At 64.4% G+C, this 24,684-nt stretch carries 21 protein-coding genes, 1 tRNA gene and 2 riboswitches; of the genes, 8 read left to right on the top strand and 14 right to left on the bottom strand.

The window, feature by feature from the left end:
• The first annotated feature begins 5 nt into the window (after positions 1-5).
• A complete protein-coding gene (gene gpt / locus HU230_RS18690) occupies positions 6-533 on the top strand; it encodes a xanthine phosphoribosyltransferase (protein ID WP_092115219.1) in 528 nt (175 codons plus the stop codon).
• A gap of 170 nt (positions 534-703) precedes the next feature.
• Positions 704-1,327 (top strand): hypothetical protein, encoded by a 624-nt coding sequence (locus HU230_RS18685; RefSeq protein WP_176530397.1) that lies wholly within the window; start codon positions 704-706, stop codon positions 1,325-1,327.
• A gap of 16 nt (positions 1,328-1,343) precedes the next feature.
• On the opposite strand, the gene HU230_RS18680 is transcribed toward HU230_RS18685, so the two are convergent.
• The gene (locus tag HU230_RS18680; RefSeq protein WP_176530398.1) at positions 1,344-2,366 is read right to left on the bottom strand and encodes a methionine synthase; all 1,023 of its coding nucleotides are present in this window, start codon (positions 2,364-2,366) and stop codon (positions 1,344-1,346) included.
• A gap of 99 nt (positions 2,367-2,465) precedes the next feature.
• Here HU230_RS18680 and HU230_RS18675 point away from each other — a divergent pair, with 99 nt between their 5' ends.
• From HU230_RS18675 to HU230_RS18665, 3 genes are all read left to right on the top strand, one after another.
• Entirely contained in the window at positions 2,466-3,170 is a 705-nt protein-coding gene (locus HU230_RS18675; protein ID WP_176530399.1) for a glutathione binding-like protein, read from the top strand.
• A gap of 149 nt (positions 3,171-3,319) precedes the next feature.
• Complete coding sequence (locus HU230_RS18670) at positions 3,320-3,931, top strand: 2-hydroxychromene-2-carboxylate isomerase (protein WP_176530400.1); 612 nt, start codon at positions 3,320-3,322, stop codon at positions 3,929-3,931.
• A complete protein-coding gene (locus HU230_RS18665; RefSeq protein ID WP_176530401.1) occupies positions 3,931-4,902 on the top strand; it encodes an NADPH:quinone oxidoreductase family protein in 972 nt (323 codons plus the stop codon). The genes HU230_RS18670 and HU230_RS18665 overlap by 1 nt, the downstream gene beginning before the upstream one ends.
• 161 nt (positions 4,903-5,063) lie before the next feature.
• Here HU230_RS18665 and HU230_RS18660 read toward each other — a convergent pair whose 3' ends face one another.
• From HU230_RS18660 to HU230_RS18610, 11 genes are all read right to left on the bottom strand, one after another.
• Positions 5,064-5,738: an alpha/beta hydrolase gene (locus tag HU230_RS18660; RefSeq protein WP_176530402.1), complete on the bottom strand. Its 675-nt coding sequence runs from the start codon at positions 5,736-5,738 to the stop codon at positions 5,064-5,066.
• Complete coding sequence (locus HU230_RS18655) at positions 5,735-6,625, bottom strand: crotonase/enoyl-CoA hydratase family protein (RefSeq protein WP_176530403.1); 891 nt, start codon at positions 6,623-6,625, stop codon at positions 5,735-5,737. The genes HU230_RS18660 and HU230_RS18655 overlap by 4 nt, the downstream gene beginning before the upstream one ends.
• 136 nt (positions 6,626-6,761) lie before the next feature.
• Positions 6,762-8,180, bottom strand: a complete 1,419-nt coding sequence (locus HU230_RS18650) for an amidase (protein ID WP_176530404.1) — start codon at positions 8,178-8,180, stop codon at positions 6,762-6,764.
• Positions 8,173-9,345: a M20 aminoacylase family protein gene (locus HU230_RS18645; protein ID WP_176530405.1), complete on the bottom strand. Its 1,173-nt coding sequence runs from the start codon at positions 9,343-9,345 to the stop codon at positions 8,173-8,175. Before HU230_RS18645 ends, HU230_RS18650 begins: the two co-directional genes overlap by 8 nt.
• 7 nt (positions 9,346-9,352) lie before the next feature.
• Positions 9,353-10,873, bottom strand: coding sequence for a M81 family metallopeptidase (locus tag HU230_RS18640; RefSeq protein ID WP_176530406.1), 1,521 nt, complete (start codon positions 10,871-10,873; stop codon positions 9,353-9,355).
• Positions 10,874-11,113: 240 nt separating this feature from the next.
• The gene (locus HU230_RS18635; RefSeq protein ID WP_176530407.1) at positions 11,114-12,763 is read right to left on the bottom strand and encodes an ABC transporter ATP-binding protein; all 1,650 of its coding nucleotides are present in this window, start codon (positions 12,761-12,763) and stop codon (positions 11,114-11,116) included.
• Between the two features lie 147 nt (positions 12,764-12,910).
• Positions 12,911-13,798, bottom strand: coding sequence for an ABC transporter permease (locus HU230_RS18630; RefSeq protein ID WP_176530408.1), 888 nt, complete (start codon positions 13,796-13,798; stop codon positions 12,911-12,913).
• Positions 13,799-13,801: 3 nt separating this feature from the next.
• On the bottom strand, positions 13,802-14,743 hold the full coding sequence (locus tag HU230_RS18625; RefSeq protein WP_176530409.1) for an ABC transporter permease: 942 nt from the start codon (positions 14,741-14,743) through the stop codon (positions 13,802-13,804).
• A gap of 263 nt (positions 14,744-15,006) precedes the next feature.
• Positions 15,007-16,305, bottom strand: a complete 1,299-nt coding sequence (locus HU230_RS18620) for an ArgE/DapE family deacylase (protein WP_176530410.1) — start codon at positions 16,303-16,305, stop codon at positions 15,007-15,009.
• A 320-nt stretch (positions 16,306-16,625) separates the two neighbouring features.
• Positions 16,626-17,933 (bottom strand): D-amino acid dehydrogenase, encoded by a 1,308-nt coding sequence (locus tag HU230_RS18615; protein ID WP_176530411.1) that lies wholly within the window; start codon positions 17,931-17,933, stop codon positions 16,626-16,628.
• Positions 17,934-17,998: 65 nt separating this feature from the next.
• A riboswitch (glycine riboswitch) is annotated at positions 17,999-18,112 on the bottom strand.
• A 3-nt stretch (positions 18,113-18,115) separates the two neighbouring features.
• A riboswitch (glycine riboswitch) is annotated at positions 18,116-18,221 on the bottom strand.
• Between the two features lie 92 nt (positions 18,222-18,313).
• Complete coding sequence (locus HU230_RS18610) at positions 18,314-19,444, bottom strand: M20/M25/M40 family metallo-hydrolase (RefSeq protein WP_176530412.1); 1,131 nt, start codon at positions 19,442-19,444, stop codon at positions 18,314-18,316.
• 269 nt (positions 19,445-19,713) lie between these two features.
• Between HU230_RS18610 and HU230_RS18605 the strand changes: the two genes are divergently transcribed.
• Positions 19,714-21,333 carry an ABC transporter substrate-binding protein gene (locus HU230_RS18605; RefSeq protein ID WP_176530413.1) on the top strand — a complete coding sequence of 540 codons (1,620 nt, stop codon included), beginning with the start codon at positions 19,714-19,716 and terminating at the stop codon, positions 21,331-21,333.
• A gap of 84 nt (positions 21,334-21,417) precedes the next feature.
• Here the strand turns inward: HU230_RS18605 and HU230_RS18600 are convergent, their stop codons facing one another.
• Entirely contained in the window at positions 21,418-21,732 is a 315-nt protein-coding gene (locus tag HU230_RS18600) for a hypothetical protein (RefSeq protein ID WP_176530414.1), read from the bottom strand.
• A gap of 281 nt (positions 21,733-22,013) precedes the next feature.
• Here HU230_RS18600 and HU230_RS18595 point away from each other — a divergent pair, with 281 nt between their 5' ends.
• Both HU230_RS18595 and HU230_RS18590 read left to right on the top strand, forming a co-directional pair.
• Complete coding sequence (locus HU230_RS18595) at positions 22,014-22,301, top strand: PilZ domain-containing protein (protein ID WP_224943357.1); 288 nt, start codon at positions 22,014-22,016, stop codon at positions 22,299-22,301.
• A gap of 195 nt (positions 22,302-22,496) precedes the next feature.
• The gene (locus tag HU230_RS18590) at positions 22,497-24,413 is read left to right on the top strand and encodes a phospholipase D-like domain-containing protein (RefSeq protein WP_210284212.1); all 1,917 of its coding nucleotides are present in this window, start codon (positions 22,497-22,499) and stop codon (positions 24,411-24,413) included.
• 18 nt (positions 24,414-24,431) lie between these two features.
• Here HU230_RS18590 and HU230_RS18585 read toward each other — a convergent pair.
• Positions 24,432-24,518 (bottom strand) — tRNA-Leu (locus tag HU230_RS18585).
• Positions 24,519-24,684 lie beyond the last annotated feature (166 nt).

Below are 24,684 nucleotides of genomic sequence, written 5' to 3'. Positions count from 1 at the left end.
GCGACATGGTTGAACGAAATTCTGAACAGAATGCGCAGGATCGGGCCGGCAGGCCGTTCCCGGTCTCGTGGGATCAATTCCATCGGGATTGCCGGGCGCTGACCTGGCGGCTCAACGAAGTCGGCCCGTTCCACGCGGTGATCGCGATCACCCGCGGCGGGCTGGTGCCGGCGGCGATCGTGGCACGCGAGCTCGGCTTGCGGGTGATCGATACCGTCTGCGTCGCCAGCTACGACCATGACAAGCAAGGCGACCTGAAAGTGCTCAAGGGCATTTCGGAGCAGACCGCCAAGCTCGGCGGCGGCACCGGCAAGGGGCTGCTGATCGTCGACGACCTCGTCGATACCGGCAAGACCGGCAAGCTGGTGCGCGAGATGCTGCCCGATGCGCATTTCGCAACGGTGTACGCAAAGCCCAAGGGCCGCCCGCTGGTCGACACCTACATCACCGAGGTGTCGCAGGACACCTGGATCTTCTTTCCCTGGGACACCGCGCTGTCGTTCCAGCCGCCGATCCGCGACGGGGCGGCCTAAAGAGTCACCTCGCCCCGCCTGCTGGGAGAGGTCGGATCGCATGCAGCGCAGCGCAATGCGATCCGGGTGAGGGGGACTCACCGCGAGTTCATCTCTCACTATCTTTGCGGACACAGCCCCTCACCCCGACCCTCTCCCCGCAAGAGCGGGGCGAGGGGGAAGTCAGAAGCATGCCCCTGCAAAACCGCGTCACGCCCACCGGCGACATCGTTGCGACCGAACACCGCGGCACCTTCACCGGCAATCGCGGCATCATCCACGATCCGGCGACCCGCACACTGCTGAACAAGCGCTGGTCGAGCCCGGCCTGGCTCACCTGCGTCTGCGAGTTCAGGGGACGGCGACGCAAGGTGATGAGCCGGCAGAGCTGGACCGAGCTGTTCTTCCTCGATGAAGCGACCGCATTCGCCGCCGGCCACCGGCCCTGCTTCTACTGTCGCCGCGACGACGCCAAGCGGTTTCGTGCCGCGTGGGAGCAGGGCAACGGCGTCAGCGATCTCAGCGCCAAGGCGATGGATGCAGGGCTGCATGCCGAGCGGCTCGACCGCGGCAAGAAGCGGCTGCATCCGCTGCCGATGCCGCTCGCCGCGCTACCTGACGGCGCGATGGTGCAGGCGAACGGCGAGAGCTACCTCGTTGCCGGTGGCGAGACCTTGCGCTGGTCGTTCGCGGGTTACGAGCGGTCCGATGCGACCGCTCCCGCCATGTTGCTGACGCCGCCATCGACCGTCCGTGCGTTTCAGGCCGGCTACCGGCCGGTGTTGCATCCGAGCGCGATGGCCGTTTTGGGGTGATTTGTGGGCGTAGTCCCTACGCCAGCCGCTGCCTTGCCAGTTTCGCGCCGTCGCCGAGCGCGATCAGCTTGGCTTCGGCGATGTCCCGCCGCATCGGGGCCATGCCGCAATTGGTGGTCGCAATGATGTTGCCCTTCGGCACGTGTTTCGCGACGGCCTCGATTACCTTGACGACATCTTCCGCGGTCTCGACCTCGTCGCTGGCGACGTCGATCACGCCGGCCTGCACGATCTTGCCGGGGAGCGCGGCGAGCAGCTCGATCGGCACCTTCGAGTTGCGGCATTCGATCGCGACCTGCTGGATCGTGCTCTTGTCGATCACCGGGAAGGTCTCCTCATATTGCCGCCATTCGCCGCCGAGCGTCTGCTTCCAGTCGGTGTTGGCCTTGATGCCGTAGCCGTAGCAGATATGCACGGCGGTGGCGCAGGTCAGGCCTTCGGCGGCGCACTCCAAAGCCTTGATGCCCCAGTCGCGGACCTCGTCCATGTAGACGTTGAAGGCAGGCTCGTCGAACTGGATCATGTCGACGCCGTCGGCCTGCAAAGCCTTGGCTTCCTGGTTCAACAGCTCGGCGAAGGCGAACGCCATCTTCACGCGGTCGCCATAATATTTGTCGGCGATGGTGTCGATGATCGTCATCGGGCCGGGCAGGGTGAATTTCAGCCTGTTCCTGGTGTGGGCGCGCGCCGCGCGCGCCTCGCTTTCATGGACGCGGCCCTTGAGCTGCAGCGGCGCGACCACCTGCGGGACCATGGCCTTATAGCGGTCCTTGCGGATGCCCATCTCGACCTTGTGGGCGAAATCGATGCCCTCGATCCGCTCCAGAAAACCGTGCACGAAGTGCTGGCGCGCCTGCTCGCCCTCGGTGACGATGTCGACGCCGGCATCTTCCTGCAGTTTCACCGCAAGCACCGTGGCATCGCGCTTGGCGCGGGCGAGTTCGGCGCCTTCCGATTTCCAGGGCGCCCACAGCATGTTCGGCTCGGCGAGCCATTCCGGCTTCGGCAGGGAGCCTGCGATCGTCGTTGGAAACAGCATGGGTGCCTCCCGGTGGGTTCTGATTGAGCGCCTGTGTGCCATGTCCTAAGGTGGACGTACAGAACAACAAAAGTCTTTGTGACGGGGAAGTGGACGCCGATGATCGACCTGCACCACGCGCCGACGCCGAACGGCTGGAAGATCTCGATCATGCTGGAGGAACTGGGGCTGCCCTACACGGTGATCCCGGTGAACATCCGCGCCGGCGAGCAGTTCCGGCCCGAATTCCTGGCGATCAGCCCAAACAATCGTATCCCTGCGATCGTCGACCATGCGCCCGCCGACGGCGGCGGTCCGTTCTCGGTGTTCGAGACCGGCGCGATCCTGATCTATCTCGCCGACAAGACCGGCCGTTTCCTGTCGCGGGAGCTGCGTGCGCGGTCGAACGTCATCCAATGGGTGATGTGGCAGATGGGCGGCCTCGGGCCGATGCTCGGCCAGCACGGCCATTTCGCGCTCTATGCCGCTGAGAAGATTCCCTACGCGATCGAGCGCTACCGCGACGAGACCGCGCGGCTCTATGGCGTGCTCGACCGCCAGCTCGGCAAGACCGGCGCCTATATCGCCGGAGATGATTATTCGATCGCGGACATCGCCTGCTTCCCCTGGACCATGACCCACAAGGCGCAGGGCTTTACCCTCGACGATTACCCGAACATCAAGCGCTGGTACGCTACCGTGCGCGCCCGCCCGCAGGTGCAGGCGGGCCTTGCGATCGGAAAATTCGTCAAGGAGCCGTTTGACGAGGAATCACGCAAGAACATGTTCGGCCAGCGTGCGAAGGAGTTGGTCGAGAAGAAGTAGGTATCGTCATCCTGAGGTGCGAGCTCTTGCGAGCCTCGAAGGATGCGGAGCCGGAGGCCCTCCATCCTTCGAGGGCCGCTGAAGAAGCGGCCACCTCAGGATGACGGGAAAATACAGCGCTGCAAACACGATAACAAAAGGAAACGCCAATGATCGAATTCTTCTTCGACTGTTCCAGCCCGTGGACCTATCTGGCCTGGCACAACATCCAGCCGATCGCGAAGGAGTTCGGTGCGCCGATCACCTGGCGGCCGATCCTGGTCGGCGGCATCTTCAACACCGTCAATCCGTCGGTCTACGCGCAGCGCGAGAAGCCGGTGCCGCTGAAGGCGCGCTACATGAAAAAGGATCTCGCCGACTGGGCGCGCTCGGCCGGCCTTGCGATCAAGATGCCGCCGACCGTGTTCCCGGTGAACAGCGTCAAGGCGATGCGCGGCTGCATCTGGCTCGGCAACGAGAAGATGGTGCCATTCGTCCGCGCCGTGTTCGAGGCCTATTGGGGTGACGACAAGGACATCTCGCAGGATGCGGTGCTGACCGGGATCTGCAGCAAGGTCGGGATCGATCCGGCGCAATTCCTGGCCGGCATCGGCGACCAGGCGATCAAGGACGAGCTAAAGGCCAACACCGAGGAGGTGATGGCGCGCGGCGGCTTCGGCTCGCCCACGATCTATCTCGACAAGACCGACATGTATTTCGGCAACGATCGCCTGCCGCTGATCCGCGAGGCGCTGGGCCGCCTCAAGGCACGAGCCGCCTGATGCCGAAAGCCGTCGTTTGCCGTGAGCTCGGCCCGCCGGAGCGCCTTCAGCTCGAGAATTTTGCCTCGGTGCCTTTGCAGCCGGGGCAGGTGCGCGTCGCGATCCGTGCCGCCGGGATCAATTTTCCCGACATCCTGATGGCCGCCGGCGAGTACCAGCTCAAGCCGCCGCTGCCGTTCACGCCGGGCTCGGAGGCTGCCGGCGATGTCGTTGAGGTCAATGAAGCTGCCGGCGTCGCCGTCGGCGCCAAGGTAATCGTCAAGATGCGCTTTGGCGCCTATTGCGATGAGACCGTCGCGACGCCATCGCAGCTCGTGCCGGTGCCGTCGACCTTCGACTATGCGGAAGGCGCGACCTTCCTTGCCGCGCACGGCACGGCGTATCATGCGCTGATCGACCGTGGGCAGATCAAGCCGGGCGAGGTGCTGCTGGTGCATGGCGCCGGCGGCGGCGTCGGGCTTGCCGCGGTCGAGATCGGCAAGCTGCTCGGCGCCACCGTGATCGCTGCGGCCTCTTCCGAGGAGAAGCTTGCGATTGCTAAAGAACGTGGCGCGGAACATCTTGTGCTCTACGCGCGTGAGCCGTTCCGCGATGCGGTCAAGCGTCTCACCGACGGCCGCGGCGCCGATGTCGTGTTCGATCCCGTCGGCGGCGAGGTGTTCGAGAACTCGATGCGCTGCATCAACTGGGGCGCGCGGATTCTCGTCGTCGGCTTCACCGGCGGCATCGGCCTTGCCCGCACCAACCTCCTGATGATCAAGGGGGCGAGCGTGCTCGGCGTTCGCGCCGGCGAGGCAGTGCGGAAGGACCCCGCGCTCGGCGAGGTCAGGGTCAAGGCGCTGAGCGAATGGGCCGAGGCCGGCCGGGTGCGGCCAAATATCTCGCACCGGCTGCCGCTGGAGGACTACGCGAAGGCGATGCGGCTCCTGATTGAGCGCAAGGCGATCGGCCGTGTGGCGTTGATGATGTAGTAGTTCGTCATTGCAAGCCAACGGGTCGCGCGAACGCGCGCCCGATGACAGGCTCCACGAAGCAATCCATGCTCACCGTGTGGAAGGCATGGATTGCTTCGTCGCGGAGTTTATCATCGGGCCGGCCGAAGGCCGGACCCGTTGGCTCCTCGCAATGACGGTTACGCCTTTGCGAACTTCCCATTCCGCAAAAACACAAGCGTCTGCGCGATCGCCTCGCGGTTGCGTACCAGCCAGGGATGCGAGGTGCGGATCACGATGTGATCGGCCATGCCGTCGAGCCGGGTGTTGGCAATCGACACGCGGCCGTCATGCGGCCGCGGCAGTCCCATCGACGTGATAGGATAGACCGAGCGGTTGCCGGCGATGATGCCGGCGCAATAATCGATCGTCGGCAGCAGCGCGCTGGTCGCGGCATCGCGGCGGGTGACGAGCTGCTGGCCGGCCGGGCCGAAGAAGGCGCGATAGGCCGCGAGGTGCTTCAGGCGGTCGGCGATCTCGCTGCCGCCGTTCGGCGTGCCCAGCATTACGACGCGGCCGAGCCGCGCCGGGCGATGTCGTGCGAGGTAGACGCGTGCGAGCAGGCCGCCCATCGAATGGCAGACGAAGTGCACGGAGCCGTCGAGGCTCTGCGCGAAGCGATCGAGCGGAGGATGGATATCTTCGGCCAGCGCATCGAGTCCTTTGCGCCGGCTGTCATAGTCGAGATTGAGGGTGGCAAAACCGGCATCCCTGAGCGCCAGCTCCATCCTGCGAAACGAGCGCGCCGTCCTGCTGATGCCGTGCAGCAGGACGACGCCGTCAGGAGTGGACGCCGCGGGACGCCGTTCGCTCACTTATAGTCGCGCTCTTGCCACCACGGGAAATAGTCGGGCATGTCCGACGACACCTTGTTCTTGAACTGCGCCGGGCGCTTTTCCAGGAACGACACCACGCCTTCCTTGACGTCCTCGGAGCGGCCGCGGGCATAGATGCCGCGGCTGTCGACCTTGTGCGCCTCCATCGGATCGTCGGCGCCCATCATGCGCCACATCATCTGGCGGATCAGCGCCACCGACACCGGCGCGGTCTTGGCCGCGAACTCCTTGGCGAGCGAGCGCGCGGTCGGCAGCAGATCCTCCGGCGGCACCACCTTGCTGACGAGCCGACCGGCAAGCGCTTCCTGCGCCGGGAAGACGCGGCCTGAGTAGCACCACTCCAGCGCCTGCGAGATGCCGACGATGCGCGGCAGGAACCAGCTCGAGGCGGCTTCCGGCACGATGCCGCGCTGGGAGAACACGAAGCCGAAGCGCGCGGCCTCCGACGCGATGCGGATATCCATCGCAAGCTGCATGGTGACGCCGATGCCGACCGCGGGACCGTTCACCGCGGCGATCACAGGCTTCAGGCACTTGAATATGCGCAGCGTCACCTGGCCGCCACCGTCGCGCACCTGCGGATCGCTGTAGTCGACGCTGCCGTCGGCATTACGCTTGACCGGACCGCGCCGCGCATCGCGGTCGAAGGTGTTGGCGCCGGGCGACAGATCCGCGCCGGCGCAGAAACCGCGGCCTTCACCGGTCACGATGATGGCCCTGACGTCGTCGTCCTTGTCGGCCTTGTCGAACGCGTCGATCAGCTCCTGCTGCATCGTGGCGTTGAAGGCGTTGAGCTTGTCGGGCCGGTTCAGCGTGATGGTCAGGATCTGCTCGGCGACCTCGTACTTGATCGTCTCATACGCCATGGGGATGATTTCCTCTCGGTTTTCTTAAATGAACGGCGCTGGCGCGCGTCTCCATCCAGTTAACCCGGCAATCATCCCTTGTGAAGAAGTCGGATGCGCAGGCTTGGCTCCGCGCATCCTGACTTGCGTTGAGGCGCTACTTCTTCGGCGGCGTGGGCCACGGTCTCTGCGGGCCGCGCAGGCCCTCGAACGCCTTGCCGATGCCGAGCACGCCGATGTCGTCGAAGCGGCGGCCGATGATCTGGACGCCGATCGGAAAGCCCTTCTTGTCGTAGCCGCCGTTGATCGACAGCGCCGGGTTCTCCGACATATTCCACGGCACGGTAAAGCAGATGTGCTCGAACGGCTTTGCGGGGTCGTTGAGGGGTGCTGCGAATTCAGCCGGGAAGTTCACGACCGGCGACACCGGCGAGATCACGTAGTCGACCTCGCAGAACAGTTTTGCAGTGGCCGCGCGGATCGCCATCGTCTGGTTGAAGCCGCGCACCACATCGACGCCGGAGAGCTTGGCGCCGGCCTCGGCCCAGTTGAGGATGTAGGGCAGGGTCTTGCCGCGGTCGGCCTGCGACAGTTTCGACAGTTCGTCCCAGGTCCGCGCACGCCAGAAATTGTCGAGCCCCTCGAGCATCTCAGGCGTCAGGATGCCGTCGATCTCGGTGATGACGGCACCGGCGGATTCGAACGCCTTCGCTGCCTCGACGGCGACCTCGCGAACCTCCTTCTCGACCTTCTGGCCGGATCCGGCATCGAGCATCAGCCCGATGCGCAGCTTGCGCGGCGACTTCTCCAGCGCCTTCCAGTTCACCTCGAGTGCCGGCAGGCTCATGCCGTCGCGGCGATCAGGGCGCGACAGCACGCTCATCATCAGCGCAGCGTCGTCGACGGTGCGGGTCATCGGCCCCGCCACGCGGCCGACATAGGGCGGATCGATCGGCACGCGGCCGAGACTTGGCTTCAGGGCGACGAGGCCGCACCAGGAGGCCGGCAGCCGCACCGAGCCGCCGATGTCGGTGCCGAGATGCAGCGGGCCGTAGCCGGCCGCACCGGCCGCGCCGGCGCCTGCGCTCGAGCCGCCAGGGTTCTTGCTGACATCCCAGGGATTGCGGGTGAGCGGATGGAACGACGACAGCCCCGACGACAGCATGCCGTAATCCGGCATCGTGGTCTTGGAGAAGATCACGCAGCCGGCTTCGCGCAGCCGCGCGGCAGGCGGCGCATCCTTTTCCGCAGGCGCGAGCTTGACGCTGGCCGCGCCCAGCGGCACCGGCTGGCCCTTGGTCGCGACGTTGTCCTTGATGGTGACGGGCACGCCGTCGAGCGTGCCGACCGGCTCGCTCTGCTGCCAACGCTCGGTCGCAGCTCTCGCGACCTTCCGCGCGCCTTCGGGGTCGTGCAGATACAGCGCCTTGATGTGCGGCTCCCAGGTCGCGACCTGGGAGATGATGTCCTCGAGCACCTCGGACGGCGAGAACTGCTTTCCACGGTAGCCGGCGAGCAGGTCGACGGCCGAGAGATCGTGCAGCGACGTGATGGCGTCCCCTTTCGGCTTATGCATGCGCACCTGCCGGCATACGTTTCTCGATGATGCGGGCGAACATGCTGGCGCCGATCGGCAGGATCTTGTCGTCGAGAACGTAACCGGGATTGTGCACGGGCACCGAACCGTCATGGCCGACCCAGAAATAGGCGCCGGGAATGGCCTGCATCATGTCGGCGAAATCCTCGCTGCCCATCTTCGGCGTCGAGCGGGTGATGACCTTGGCAGGATCGACGACGGTGCGCGCGACTTCCTCGACGACGCGGGACTGCTCTTCCTGATTCACCAGTACGCTGAAGCCGTCGCGGATCTCGACCGAGATTTCGGCGTCATATGCCGCCGCAAAGCCGGCGGCGATTTCGCGCATCCGCTTGCGGATCAGCTCACGGATCTCGTCGGAGAAGCAGCGCACCGTGCCGCACATCCAGGCTTCGCCGGGAATGACGTTGTACGCCGACCCGGAATGGATCTGCGTGATCGACAGCACCGCAGCCTGCAGCGGATCGACGTTGCGGCTGACGATCGACTGCAACGCTTGTCCGAGCGTCATTGCGATCACGACCGCGTCCTTGGAGCGCTCCGGCATCGCGCCATGCGCGCCGTAGCCCTGGATCCTGATGTCGAAGAAGTCGGCTGCGGCCATTGCCGGGCCCGGCAGGATCGCGATCTCGCCATGGTTGAGGTCGGGCGCGTTGTGCAGGCCGTAGACCTCGTCGCAGGGGAACTGCTTGAACAGGCCGTCCTTGATCATGGCGCGCGCGCCGCCGAGGCCTTCCTCGGCCGGCTGGAAGATGAAGTGCACGGTGCCGTCGAAATTGCGGGTCTCGGCGAGATAGCGCGCCGAGCCGAGCAGCATCGTGGTGTGGCCGTCATGGCCGCAGCCGTGGAAGCGGCCGGGGATCGTCGAGCGCCACTTCAGATTGGTGTTCTCTTCCATCGGCAGCGCATCCATATCGGCGCGCAAGCCGATCTTCCTTGAGCTACTGCCCTTGCCCTTGAGCACACCGACCACGCCGGTGCCGCCGAGGCCGCGATGCACCTCGATGCCCCAGCTCGTGAGCTTGTCGGCGACGATGCCGGAGGTGCGGACCTCCTCGAAGCCGATCTCGGGATGCGCATGCAGATCCCGTCTGATGGCGGTGAGTTCGTCGGCAAAACTGTCGATGCGCTCAATGGTCGGCATGATCTCTCTATCCGTTTGTGCGTGATGGGGAGGAGGGGGTGAAAGTGGGGCCGTTAGGCTTGATACGAATGCCAGGACGCAAATGTTTCCACGGCAGTGTGGCGGTATCGGCCGGCATTGCGCCGGGCGCGGCGCAGATCAGCAGTTTCTCGGCGATCGGCTCGAAATCGGCGCGGAAATGCACCGAGCTCTTGTTGACCAGGATTTTCTGCGCGGTCGGCTCGATGCCGACATAGCGGTACATCGACTGGTCGGCAAGCTGGGCCTTGTAGGAGCCGACGACGACGCGGACGTCGCCGACCCGCAGGCAGGCCGAGGGCCCCATATCCATGTCGCGGCCGCCGAAATACGGGCCCGGTGCAACGAACTTGCCGTCCGAGAGCTGCTCGACGACGAAAGTCTCCCGGTACGGCGCGTCGCCGGGAATGCCGGACTTGCCGCCGAGCTCGAGCGTGACGGTGGCGCCGACGCCGGCCGTGTGCGCAGCCTTCGCCGATTGCGGGTCGTAGATCACGCCGGTTGCGGCGCTCGCTCTGTTGCGCACCAGCGCGCGCAGCATGCCCGTGGTATCGGAATCGCCGCCGGCGCCGGGATTGTCCTGGGTGTCGGCGATGATGATCGGCTTGCTGGCCGACTTCGCCAGCTCCATCGCCAGCTGCACGCCTTCGTCCGGCGAATAGATCCGGCCGTCGAAATCGTCCTCATGGCTCTCGACCAGGGCGACGACCTTGTCGGCGGCCGCATCTGCGTCGGCTTGCGTCCGGCCATAGGCGAACACGCTCGGCCCGCAATCCCTGAAATCGGCGGCCGGGAAGCCCGGCGCAAACGACAGCGTCGGCACGGCATCGCTCTCGAGGGCCGCGAGCTTCTGATAGATGCCCTTGGTGGGCTGGTCGTTGGTGCATTGCCAGCTGATCGGGATCAGGAACGGCAATTGCCGGAATGCCTTGGCAAAGCGCTGTCCGGACTTGAGCATCAGCGCCAGATGCCGGGCGCAGGCGCGGCCGGTGTCGGCCATGTCGATATGCGGATAGGTGCGGTAGGCGATCAGTGCATCGGCATGTTCGATCATCTTGGGCGAGACGTTCGCATGCAGATCGAGGCTCACCACCAGCGGCAGGTCGTTGCCGATGGCCTTGCGCACGCGAGCGAGGGTTTCGCCTTCGCCGTCGTCATAATGCTCGGTGACCATGGCGCCGTGCAGGTCGAGATAGACGGCATCGATCGGGCCGGCCGCGACAATGCCGTCGACCATTTCCGTCACGATCCGCTCGAACGCGTCCCTGCTCACATGCGCCGATGGGCTCGCCGCCGCGAAAATCGTCGGCACCAGCTCCCAGCCATTGGCTTCCGCGGCCTCGACAAAGCCGGCGAGGCCGACATTGATCTTGCGCATGACCTTGAGCACCTCGGTGCCATGGGTCATCGACGGCCAGCCGCCGCCGTGCACGAAGTCGTCATAGGTTGCCTTCGTCGGTGCGAAGGTGTTGGTCTCGTGCAGGAAGCCGCCAACGGCAATGCGGGTCATCAAGTTGGTCTCGATACGTTTCTTCGATCATGGTGCGAACGGAACGGTTCGCGCCACGATCTCGTTGGTTTGAGCGTGTTCTTTCGGGAAGACCGGCGTCCACCTTCCAGGCCATGCCCTAGCGCGCGACGTTAAGCGTGTCGTCGCGCCAAGCGCAAGCCAGGGAGCACCTCCGGATTTGCATGCCCTATGGGCGTATTGAAAGACCCAAAGGTACGTCGCGAGGTTAAGTCTAAAGACCTAGGCCGTTGCCACGAGGCCTTCCGAAACGGGGCGGAAATTTGCAAAATCCCAGCCACGCCCGGGCGCAGCCTCGAGCAGCGCACGGGTGTAGGCCTGCTGCGGATTGGTCAGCACCTCCGCCGCCGGTCCCTGTTCCACGACGCGGCCACGTTGCATCACGGCGACGTCGTCGCAGATCTGTGCAGCGACGCGCAAATCATGCGTGATGAACAACAGCGCGATGCCGAGCCGTCGCTGGATTTCGTCAAGCAGATTCAGAACCTGCGCCTGCACCGAGACGTCGAGCGCGGACACGGCCTCATCTGCCACCAGCACGTCAGGATCGAGTGCCAGCGCGCGCGCGATCGCGATGCGCTGGCGCTGGCCGCCGGAGAACTGGTGCGGATAGCGCGAGATCGCGTCGGGCGGCAGATGGACGAGCTCGAGCAGCTCGCGGGCCCGCGCCAGCGCATCCTTGCGCGGCATGCCGTAATTGACTGGGCCTTCCGCGATGCTCTCGCCGACGGTGACGCGTGGATTGAGCGAGCGGTAGGGGTCCTGGAAGATGATCTGGATCTTCTGGCGATGCGGCTGCAACAGCCGGCGCGACAGGTCGGAGATCTCGCGGCCGACGAGGCGCACCCCGCCCGAGGTCGGATCGATCAGGCGGACGATGCAGCGCGCCACCGTCGATTTGCCGGAGCCGCTTTCGCCGACGATACCGAGTGTGCGGCCCTTGCGCAGAGTGAGCGTGACGTTGCTGGCGGCGGCGACCTCCCGGGCTTTGCCGTACAGCGACCGCTCCCGGTAGACCTTGCTGAGCTCGTTGGCTTCCAGCACCACCGGCTCGTTCGTCTCCGGGCGTGGCGCGCGCGGCACGAGGCTCGGCACCGCGGACAGCAGGTTGCGGGTGTATTCCATCGTCGGGTTGCGCAGCACATCTTGCAGCTGGCCGGTCTCGACCAGCCGGCCGTGCCGCATCACCGCGACGCGGTCGGCGATCTCGGCCACCACGCCCATGTCGTGGGTGATGAACAGGACGGCTGTGCCGTGGTCGCGTTGCAGGTCGCGGATCAACGTGAGGATCTGCTTCTGGGTGGTGACGTCGAGCGCGGTGGTCGGCTCGTCCGCGATCAGGAGCTTCGGTTCCAGCACGAGCGCCATCGCGATCATGATGCGCTGGCGCTGTCCGCCCGACAGGCGGTGCGGGTAGGACGAGAAGATGCGCTCCACATCGGGCAGCCGCACATGCTCCATCATCGCCAGGATCTTCTGACGCCGCGCGCGGGAGTCGAGATCGGTATGGGCGCGCAGCACCTCGTCGATCTGGCGGCCGACCGGCACCACCGGATTGAGCGCGGTCATCGGCTCCTGAAAGATCATCGCCATCCGCGTCGCGCGCAGCTGGCGCAGCCGCCGGTCGGTCGCGGTGAGCAGTTCCTCGCCGACCAGCTTGACGCTGCCGCCGGACGGCACCAGCGTGCCCTTCTGCAGCAGGCCCATCGTGGTCAAAGAGGTCACCGACTTGCCCGAGCCGCTTTCGCCGACAAGGCAGAGCGTCTCGCCCTCACGCACCTGCAGCGACAGGTCGTCGATGATGCGGTGGGCGTCAGCCTTGCGGCCGAGACCGACGACGAGATTGTTGATGTCGAGGACGACGTTGGTCATGTCAGGGTCTCGTGTTGCGAGGGGGCACGATGGGTCCGTCACCGTCATTCCGGGATGGTGCGCAAGCACCAGACCCGGAATCTCGAGATCCCGGGTTCGGTGCTTCGCACCGCCCCGGGGTGATGGCTTCAATTGGCATTGGAGCCATCACTTGCCCTCACGCTGTTTCATGCGGGGATCGAGCGCGTCGCGCGCGGCGTCGCCGATCAGGTTGACGCTGAGAATGGCGATCGAGAGCAGCAGCCCCGGCCAGAAGATCAGCGACGGCTTGACCTGGAAATAGGCACGGCCCTCGGCCATGATGTTGCCCCAGGTCGGCGTTTCCGGCGAGATGCCGGCGCCGAGGAACGACAGGATCGCCTCGGTCAGGATCGCGGATGCGCAGACGTAAGTGCCTTGCACGATCAGCGGCGCGATCGTGTTCGGCATCAAATGCCGCCACATGATCTTCGGCAGGCTCGAGCCGAGCGAGATCGCGGCCTCGACATAGGGCTCCTCGCGCGCGGTCAGCACCACCGAGCGCACCAGCCGCGCCACGCGCGGGATCTCGGGGATGGTGATCGCGACCATCACGGTCCAGATGCTGGCGCCGGACAGCGACACCACGGCGATCGCGAGCAGGATGGCGGGGATCGCCATCAAGCCGTCCATCACGCGCATCATCACGGCATCGACCCAGCGGAAGAATCCGGCGACGAGGCCGATCAGGAGCCCGATGGCGATCGAGCAGACGGCGGCGCCGAGCCCGATCAACAGCGAGATCCGTGCGCCATAGATGACGCGCGACAGCAGGTCGCGTCCATACGCATCGGTGCCGAGCAGGTATTGCGCGCTCGACGGCTTCAGCCGCTGCGACGGCGTCAGCAACAACGGATCGTGCGGCGCGAGCAGCGGCGCGAAGATCGCCATCAGGATGATCAGGACGAGGCAGATCGTCGCAACCGCGATGATCGGCGTCGACGCCAGGAAGCCGAACTTGACGCGGAACGGCCGGGTGACGGGGATGGAGGATTCGGGAAGGGTTTCGATCGCCATTGCTCAGTACCGGATACGAGGATCGAGCAGGGTGTAAGCGAGGTCGATCAAGAGATTGACCGCGACATAGATACCCGACGTCAGGAGGATCATGGCCTGGATCACCGGATAGTCGCGCGCCAGCACCGCGTCGACGGTGAGACGGCCGATGCCGGGCAGGTTGAACACGCTCTCGGTAACGACCACGCCCGAGATCAGCAGCGCGAAACCGGAACCGATCACGGTGATGACCGGGACCGCAGCGTTGCGCAGCGCATGGCGCAGCAGCACGCCGGTCTCGCCGATGCCCTTGGCGCGCGCGGTGCGCACGTAGTCCTCACCCAGCACGTCGAGCATCGAGGCCCGTGTCATGCGCGCGATCAACGCGACATAGATGAAGGAGAGGGTGCAGGTCGGCAGGATGATGCGCTCGAAGAACGGACCGAAGCCGGCCGAGATGCTCTTGAAGCCCTGCACCGGAACCCAGCGCAGATCGATCGCAAACACCTGGATCAGCACATAGCCGATCACGAACACCGGCACCGAGAAGCCGAGCACCGAAAGCCCCATCACGCACCGGTCGATCCAGGTGCCGTGCTTCCACGCCGCGATCACGCCGAGCGGCACCGCCACCAGGATCGAGAGGACGATGGTGGCCAGCGCGACCGAGATCGAGGGCTCGAGGCGCGGACCGATCATCTCGAGGATCGGCTTGTTCGAGATCAGGGAGACGCCGAGGTCGCCGTGCAGGAGCTTGGCGACCCAGGTGTAGAACTGGATGTAGATCGGCTCGTTGAGACCAAGCGAGGTGCGGATGCGGTCGAGCTGTTCGGGTGTCGCATTGTCGCCGGCGAGAATGGCGGCCGGGTCGCCCGGCGTCAGCCGTAGCAACAGGAACACGAACAGAGCCACCACGCCCATTACGGGAATGGCGGCGAGGATGCGGCGGAGGAGATAGCCGAGCATCGTTGCTATCTCCTGCCGCCAGATAGTGCGAAGCGAAGGCTGGGCCGCATCATACTCATGGTGTCCCCGTGATGTGTCTCATGCGCTTCTGCGTCTTGTCTCAAGGCTAGCGCGAACGTGATGAATTTGCAGGCAAATACTGTGCCAATGGCGGCGTTATATCAAGGCGCGGTTCAGGCCGTTGGAAGCCTCCCTTGGTCTGAAGCTGCTATTTCGAATTGCACATGTCGTCATGCGCCACCGACCTGAAACGACAAGTCCATTCACGCTCGCATCACGCCGCACCAGTTGGCAACGAACAGTGCGATGCTCTGCGTCGTCTTGCGAAGGCTGTCGAGCTCGACACGTTCGTTGAACGCATGCGGGCCGATACCGTAAGGACCATAGCAAAGTGCGGGGATGCCGTAGTCGACGCAATAGTAGCGGGTGTCGTTGACGGCGGTAGACAGGCGCTCCTGCATTGGAGCCTGGAAGACGGAGTGATGGGCGGCAGACAGAGCTGCTTCCGCTTCGCTGCCGGGCTCGCACACCGCCGGGTCTGCCTGAAAACCACTCCACACCAGCTCGGCCGGATTGTCGGACAGGAAGTCGTCGGCCTTGTGCGCCTCAGTCAGGCATTCCTCGATGCCACGCATCGCCTGCTGCGGTGTTTCGCCCGGCAAGAGGCCGAGCCGGCAATCCAGCTCGCACCAGGCCGCGGTCGAACTGGCCCAATCGCCGCCTTTGATGATCCCGACGTTGAACTTGATCGGATTCTTGACGCTGCGGAACCAGCTGTTGTCGAGCGCCCGGGCATTGAGTGCCTTGGTGTAATCCTGAAACGCGCGCACCAGATGCATCGCCGACAGGATCGCGCTCGTACCGGCCTCGGAATAGGCGACATGCACCGGCGTGCCGCGGACGCGCAGGCGAAACCAGACGGCGCCGACCTGGGCGCGCGTGAGCGTGTGTCCGGTCGGCTCTGGAATGAGGCAGGCGTCGGCGCGATAGCCGCGCATCAACGTCGACAGTGCGCCGTTGCCGGTGCTCTCTTCCTCGGTCACGGTCTGCAGATGGACGCGCCCGGCCGGGGCATAGCCGGCATCGCTGAAAGCATCGAGCGCGAAGATCATGGCCGAGACACCGGCCTTCATGTCTTGCGCGCCACGCCCGAACATCCAGCCGTCATGCACGGCACCCGCGAACGGCGGCCGGTCCCAAAGGTCAGCGGGCCCCTCCGGCACCACGTCGATATGACCTTGCAGGATCAGGCTGCGTCCGCTGCCTTTGCTGTTGAGCGTCGCAACGACCTGCTGCGATCCGGCAAGATCGATGCCGTCCATTGGCGCAGCCTTCGGATGGCTCATCAGGTTGACGTCGGCAAGGCTGAACGCATCGACGTCGTAGCGGCGCTTTGCGAATTGCTCGGCCAACCAGCGTTGTTGCGGCGCTTCCTGTCCGCGCAAGCTGCGGAACTGCACCATGCGCGACAGGAACGCGATCTGATCGTCGAAGTTTCGATCGACGGCCGCGCACAGCTCCGCGGCAATCTGATCCGGCCTGGTCAACGTCTCGGTTGTCATGTCGCGCCTTTCGTGGAGCCCAGTGCAGAGACCTGAGCGTTGACCGTTTCGGAAAGGCGGCGCACCGAGTTGGTGCGCGTGCCGGCGGCGAGGTTACGTATCGGTCCGCCGAAGAGATTGCCGCCGGCACACCTGCCGTCCGGAATCCCGCACCGGACCGCAATGCCATGCGTGTCCGCTACCCCAATGCGCATTGTCCCCTCCCGCGCTGAAGCGCTTTTCCCCAATATCACGCTAGTCGTTGTCATGCGGTGTTTCTCAGCGAATTCCGACTTGGCCACACGCAAATACGCTCATATTCTTCCTCGTCGGCTGGATAATTAGGGGAAAGCTGCGCGGGCGGTCTCGGTCGCATCGACCTGCGACGGCACCATCGAAGGCGTGTCGAGGTCGCGCCAGTCATCGATCGCGCCTGCCACCATCTGCGCCGTCGCAGCCGACAGCGTCCAGCCGAGATGACCGTGGCCGGTGTTGTAGAACACGCCCGGAAACCGTCCGGCGCGCACCACCGGCATCATGTTCGGCATCATCGGGCGCAGGCCGGCCCAAGGCACGATCCTCGACGTGTCGATGCCGGGAAAATGCTGCCGCACCCAATCCACCAGCGGCTGGATGCGGTCGGCGCGAATGTCGCGGTTGAAGCCGTTGAACTCGGCGGTGCCGGCGACGCGGAAGCGGTCGGCGCCGAGCCGGCTGGTGACGATCTTCGCGGCCTCATCGAGCAGGCTGACGGTTGGCGCAGCGTCCCGGCTTTGCGGCGCATCGAGCTGCACGGTGATCGAATAGCCCTTCACCGGATAGACGTTGACGCGGTCGTTGAGCAGGCCTGCGAAGTGCCGGCTCGCGACGCCGGCGCAAATGACGATGCCGTCCGCCTGCAACTCATGTCGCGTCGCGACGCCAGCATCGTGCGAAGCGGCTTCGTTCCAGCCGATGCGGAAACCGTCGTCGCCGCGCGCGATCGCATCGACGTCGGCCTCATGGACGAAGCTCGCGCCGCGACGGATGCAGGCGTCGGCGAGCCCGCGCGTAAACTTGTGGATATCGCCGGTCGCGTCCGACGGCGTGAAGAAGCCGCCATAGCAGGTCGTCTGCAGCGCGGGTTCGATGCTGCGGATTTCGTCCGCCGTCACCGGCCGGCGGTCGAGCCCGCCTTGTTGCAGCAGCGTGTTGACGCGCAGGCCCGCGTCGAAGCCGGCCTTGTCGTGATAGACGTGCAGGATGCCGCGGCGTTCGAGATCGAAGGCGATGTTCTCGCGCTGTGCGATCGAGAACAGATGCTTGCGCGCTTCGATCGCGAGTCGCGTGGTCTCGATGGTGTTGGTGCGATAGCGGCCGATGTGGCCGACGAACTCGCCGATCCAGGAATATTTGTGCCAGCTCGGCTTCGGATTCATCAGCAGCGGCGCGTCGCTTCGAAGCATCCAGCGCAACCCCTTGAGAATGGTCGCGGCGCTGTTCCACACTTCCGCGTTGCTAGCGGAAAGCTGTCCGCCATTGGCGAACGAGGTTTCCATCGCGGCGTATCGATGCCTGTCGAGGACAGTCACGCGATAGCCGCGTTCGAGCAGGGCATAGGCCGTCGTCACGCCGGTGATGCCGGCGCCAATGATTGCGATGTGAGGCATGGTGGTCTTCAGGCTCCCGTGGGTTAGAGTCGCCGAACCACCGGTGAAACCGGCGTCGGCGCCCCATCTGTCACGGTACCTGAGAGCTTGATCCGCATCGGGCCTGGGCCCGATGGCAGACTATCCCCTTCGGTGGACGTCACGGCCCTTGATGCGGTCGTGTCCGTCTCTCTCCAGATCGTCCTGACGATACAGTCCTTTTGCCTGAGAGTTTCCGGGGCGGTTGCTCCGTCGGCGCCGAAGCAACAACACGAATGTTGTGACTTCGATCTCTCCCGCATCGTCGCGTTGGACGGCTGGACCGTAGGCGAAGCCTCAAAATTGGACAAGGCTAAATTTCGGTCCGGCATTGCCAACGTGTTGTGCAGTGCAAATCGGTGTCAGTCCAGCGTCGCCAGCAGCGCCGCCATCAGGCGGCCGCGCTCGGCAAGGCTCTCGATCTCGATATGCTCGTTGAGCGTATGCGCATCGGCGCCGCGAACGCCGAGGCCGTCGAGGGTCGGGATGCCCATCGCACCGGTGAAGTTGCCGTCCGATCCGCCGCCGGCGCTGCCGTGCGGCAGATCGAGGCCCATCGCCGCCGCGAGGCCCTTGGCCTTTTCATAGAGCGCCATGGTGCCGGCATCCGGCTCCCATACCGGGCGGGTGACGCCGCGCGTCACCTTGAAGGTCACGTCGTTGGCGGTGCCCGACAGCGCCAGCATGCGCTCGACGCCGCGGTCGAGATCGGCCTGGCGCTTGGCCATGCTGAGCGCTTCGCCGGTGCAGGTCGTTGCGACGCAATTGACCCATTGCCCGCCATGCACGATGCCGACCGAGAAGGTGCAGTCTTCGGTGGTCATGCCGTCGATGGCAATGATTTGCCGGGCCATTTCGCGGATCGCGGAACGGCCCGAGGAGAGTGTCGCGCCGGCATGGCTCGGCTTGCCGACAGCTTCCAGATTGAAGCGCGCGATCGCGTAGCGGCCGGTGACGACGCCGTTGTTCGGCCGGCCGGGCTCCGGCACCAGCACGTATTTGTTGCGCGCGGCTTCGGCCTCGATGATGTCGCGCGTCGACGGCGTGCCGACCTCTTCATCGGGCGTGAACAGCACGGTGATCGGCAGCGGCGTCGTAAAGGACGCGCGTGCCAACTGCCGGATCGCCTCGATCGACAGATAGTTGCCGCCCTTCATGTCGAAGATACCGGGCCCGAAGCACTTGTTGCCTTCGCGCCGCCACGCCAGCTTTTCGATGGTGCCGACCGGGTGCACGGTGTCCAGATGGCCGGCGATGAGGATGCCCGGCTGGCCTTGTTTCGGATGGGGAAAACGGGCGCGGACGCAGCCGGCGAAGCCCTGGCGTCCTGCGATGCGTTCGATCGTCGCACCCATGACCGCCATCTCGCGCGCGGCGAGGTCGAGCATGCGCTCGACTGCGGCCGCATCCCATGTCGGGCTCTCGCATTCCACCCAGCTGCGCAGCCCCTGCAGCATCGCTTCGGAATCAAAAGGAAGATTGGCGGGGTTCATGTCTTTTCTCTCTTGTTGTTTGTGCGCGCCGATACGCGTTCGCGTGCCGTACGAAAAGCTCGGAAGATGAGTTTGTAAAGTCAAATGCGCTGCACCAGCGGTTCATTCGTTCGTATACATTCGATCCTGCCGGAAACCGATTGACGCGCATTGCGCTTGATGCAAGTCTCGATTTCACAAGCCATACAGCATGTTAGTTCGCCTAAATAACGAACCGCATGCATAACGAATAAGCCGGCTTTGACCAGTTACACGTCAGGAGAAATTGCATGTTCCCTATCTCGCGTTGGAAGCACCGCACGCTAGCGGCTGCGTTGACGGCGCTCGCGCTGTCGTTCGCGCCGCAGGAATTGTCCTTTGCGCCGCAGGCCATGGCCGCGGGCAAGACCATCACCGCGGTGATGCATTCGGATCTGCGCGTCATCGATCCGATCCTGACCACCGCCTATATCACGCGAGACCATGGCTACATGGTCTACGACACGCTGGTCGCAACCGACTCCAACTTCAAGATCCAGCCGCAGATGGCCGACTGGAAGGTGTCCGACGACAAGCTCACTTACACATTCACGCTGCGCGACGGCCTCAAGTGGCACGATGGAACGCCGGTGACCGCGGAAGACTGCGTTGCTTCGCTGAAGCGCTGGGCCAAGGTCGACGGCATGGGCCAGAAGCTGATGGACTTTACGGCGAGCTTAGAGGCCACCGACGCGAAGACGATCACGCTGAAGCTGAAGGAGCCCTACGGCCTGGTGCTGGATTCGATCGGCAAGCCGTCGTCGCGCGTCGCCTTCATGATGCCGAAGCGGCTGGCCGAAACGCCGCCGGACAAGCCGATCCCGGAGCAGATCGGCTCGGGTCCGTTCAAGTTCGTCCAGGCCGAATTCCAGCCGGGCGTGAAGGCGGTCTATGTCAAGAACAACGACTACGTGCCGCGCAAGGAGCCGGCGAGCTGGACCGCGGGCGGCAAGGTCGTGAAGGTTGACCGCGTCGAGTGGGTCACGATGGCCGACGCGCAGACTGCGATGAACGCGCTGCAGTCCGGCGACATCGATTTTCTGGAGAACCCGTCGTTCGACACGTTGTCGATCCTGGAAGGCGACAAGGACCTGAAGGTCGAGACGCTGAACAAGTTCGGCTTCCAGACGCTCGGCCGCATGAACTTCCTCTATCCGCCGTTCGACAACATCAAGGTTCGCCAGGCGGCGCTGATGGCGATCAACCAGAAGCAGGTGCTCGACGCGCTGGTCGGCAATCCCAAGTATTACAAGACCTGCGTCTCCTTCTTCATCTGCGACACACCGTTCGCGTCCGAGGTCGGCGGCGAGACCTTGTTGAAGGGCGGCGACATGGCGGCGGCCAAGAAGGCGCTTGCCGAGTCGGGCTATGATGGCACGCCGGTCGTCATCATGGCGCCGGGCGACGTCACCACGCTCAAGGCGCAGCCGGTTGTTGTCGCCCAGCAGCTGCGCGACGCCGGCTTCAAGGTCGACCTGCAGGCCACCGACTGGCAGACCGTGGTGACTCGCCGCGCCAGCCAGAAGGCGCCGAAGGATGGCGGCTGGAACATGTTCTTCACGAACTGGGTCAGTGCCGACGTCTCCAACCCGATCGCCAACCTCTCGATCGGCGGCCAGGGCAAGAATGGCGGATGGTTCGGCTGGGCCGACGATCCGAAGATCGAACAGCTGAAGGACGCCTTCGTTCGCGCGCCGTCGCTCGACGAGCAGAAGAAGATCGCGGCCGATATCCAGAAGGAAGCCTACGAGCAGGTCATCTACATTCCGCTCGGTCAGTATCAGGGTCCAAGCGCCTGGCGGAAGTCGCTGTCCGGTGTGCTCGATGGTCCGGCAACGCCGATCTTCTGGAATATCGACAAATCCGAGTAGGCTTCAGGCTGCACGCAACACAAATGGCCGGGACCTGTCCCGGCCATTTTCGTTTCGCGCCGTCGCTCCGCGACGGCGGCTAATCTAGTGACCTGATTTCGCGTTGCTCGTGCTCGACAGGCTCGTGAGCTCTGTCTGTCCGACGCCGGCGCCGTTCATCCAGACCATCGCTCCCGCGGCAAACGCCAACAATCCGTAGAGCACGATCGCGCTGCGAATCCAGCGCCGGTAGATCGCGCGCTCGTCGGGGGGCGCATCAAGGAATTTCTGTGCGTTGAGCCCGTTGCTGCAATGGGCTGCGTCGTCGCCGTGCTCGAGGACGGAAGCGCCATGATCGGGCGCGGTATTGCCGACAATCCGATTGCAACCGGCAATCCGATTGCGATCCGCAATCGTCATCGCCTATCTCCAACTCATTGATCTCGAAATCTGAGGGCCGCGAAATGTGCGGCCGGAATTTCCAATGCGACGACCTTACACCACGTGACGATCTCGGCATGTGAACCCTGCCACACCCGCAAAACACGATGCGGTGATGCAAGCATCGTGACGCCTCGGCTGCCTGCTCAAGCCGTGGGCGGGCGCGTGGCATACCAATTTGGATAGCGGCGGCTTTAAGGTTCCCGTCAGTATTGCATCGTAGTCTGACCGCCGACTTGAGTACCTTCCGCGACGGGCCCATGGCCGACGACCATAGCAGGCCCGCACCGGCCAGCGCGCAACAGCCAATGCCGACCGAGAAGCGCCGTGCCGGCGCACGCCGCCGCGTCCTCAAGTCGGGAGCGATCGAATTCGGCAATGAAGCGATCGCCTGCACGGTCCGGAATCTCTCGCCTCAGGGCGCCTGCATCGAAGTCAATTCTCCGCTGTGGTTTCCCGACCGCTTCACTCTCGCCGTCGACGGCCAGCGGTGGCCGTGCCGCATCGTATGGAAGAAGCAGAAGCGGCTGGGACTGGCGTTCGATTAGGGCTCGATGCCCGGCGCGCCGCGTCGCGCCGATTTGCACGAACAGTTGTCGTCTATTTCACAAACTACCCAAGGTTACCGGCGTATTGTCCGACGGGCCGATATCGGTGCCGCTCCAGGATGCACGTTCTCACCGTGCAAGGGTGGCGTCCATTGTTTCGCTCCTGCGGATTCACCCAGCCTCGGGGAAATTGTGATGACCATCAATGTCAAGGCCTACGCCAACGCCGATGATGTTCTGATCGCCTGGCAGCCGGACACCTGGTCGAACGACTGGGTCGGATTCCAGCTCGAGCGGCGCAACAACATCACGCAGCAGACGACCGTGCTCTCCAACCGCATTCCGCCGAAGCCCGGCGAGAAACCGGTCGCGGACGCGGGCATTTCCTCGACGCAATCGCCGTTCCGGCGCTGCATCTGGACCGATCACAGCGTCGTCGACACCGACAACATCTCGTATCGCGTCACCGCGATGAAGAGCGGTGCGAACGGGACATTCACGCCCGATTCAGCCTCGGTGTCGGCCTGGACGACGCCGGCGGTCGCTTCGGGCGATGCGGGCGGCGGCTTGTCGGCCTATTTCAACCGCGGCACCCTGATGTCGCAGATCGTCAGCCGTTTCGTGCAGGGCGATACCTCCGACGACTCGCTGCGCAATTTCGTCAAGAGCCTGTCCGACCCGGCCAATCAGGCGCGCCGCTACCTGTCAGGCGATGCTCTGCACGAGATCCTGGCCTTCTTGCACGATGCCGATCTCCGCGGCAGCCAGATCCATGCCGCCATCTACGAGATGAATGACGAGGAGCTGGTCGGCGCGCTGAAACCGTTCGGCAGCCGCGGCAACGTCCTGCTCGGCAATGGCAGTGCGACCAAGCCGAACATCGCGGGCGAGCTCGGTGGCGCCGGCCTGACGGTCAAGCATCGCGATCTGTCGAATGCAGGCAGGTCGTCGCCCAGCGTCCACAACAAGTTCGTGGTCGAGAGCGACGCGCATGGCAACGCGATCCGCGTGCTGACCGGCAGCACGAACTGGACTACGACCGGGCTGTGCACGCAGCTCAACAACGTGCTGATCATCGAGAATGCGGTGATCGCCAAGCGCTATCTCGATCAGTGGGGCAAGCTGGTCGCCGCGGGCAATGCCATGCCGCCCGCGCTGAAGACGTCGAATTCCAGTCCGACCAGCGACAGCAACATTTCGGTGTTCTTCGCCGCGACCAACGGCGAAGCCGAGTTCAAGCCGGTGCTGGACCTGATCAAGAACGCCAAGGACGGCGCGCTCTTCCTGATGTTCATGCCGGGTCAATCGCCGCTGCTGGATGCCCTGTTGGTCCGCGCACAGCAGAACGACATCTATGTCCGCGGCGTGGTGTCGACCATGATGGCCAGCAAGAACGGCAACATCGTTTCGGTCGGCGGGGAGGTCGTCAAATCGGGCGCACCGAAGCAATCCTTCCATGACGACGTCCAGCTGCCGCATGGCGTGAGCGCGACCAACGAACCCTCATGGGCCGACGTCGAATTCAGCGTCCAGCAGATCCGCAACGCGGGGATGATTGCGATCGTTCACTCCAAGACCATCGTGATCGATCCGTTCTCCGACAATTGCGCCGTCATCACCGGATCGCACAATTTCTCGGTTGCCGCCTCGGAGAAGAATGACGAGAATCTCGTGATCATCCGCGGCAACAAGCAGCTTGCCCAGGCCTATGCGCTGCATATCAACGGCGTCTACGACCACTACTCCTGGCGCGGTTATCTCGGCAGCGGCGGCAATCCGGATCAGATCTATTCGCTCGACGGCTGGAAGCCGGGCGGCGGCAAGGAGCAGGAGCTGGATTTCTGGATGGAGGAGCCGGTGCCGCCGCGCCCGACGCGTAGTGGCGGCAGCGCGGCGCAACAGCCAAGTGTGGCTAGCGGGGCGTCGGCGAGGACAGCCGTCAAGAAGACCCCCAAGAAGGCCCCGAAGAAATCGGCCAAGAAAGTCGCCAAGACGTCAGCCAAGAAATCGGCGAAGAAGGCGAGGAAGCCGGCTAAGGCCGCAAAGGCCAAGAAAACAAAGGCCGGGTCGACGAAGAAGGCTAAGGCAAAGAAGGCGAAGGCCAAGAAGTAAGAGTGGTGCGCAACAGACTGGTGCGGGCGGTGGGACTCGAACCCACATGACGTTGCCGTCGAGGGATTTTAAGTCCCTTGCGTCTACCAGTTCCGCCACGTCCGCATCTTGAATTTATTGAGTTTTCGCAATTTAGACCGAGAGGCTTTCCAAGATCCCTCGGCGGTTTTCCAAATCTGGTTTCGTTCCGTTCCGGACAAAACCCCGGCGGGCGCATCTTCTAGCTCTTCGTCGTCAGCCGGGCAAACGCCGGGATAACGTATCGCAGGTG

The organism is Bradyrhizobium quebecense, from assembly GCF_013373795.3.
Taxonomy (GTDB): domain Bacteria; phylum Pseudomonadota; class Alphaproteobacteria; order Rhizobiales; family Xanthobacteraceae; genus Bradyrhizobium; species Bradyrhizobium quebecense.
Note: the sequence above shows the minus strand (reverse complement) of the source record. Positions and strands in the feature narration are given on the sequence as shown.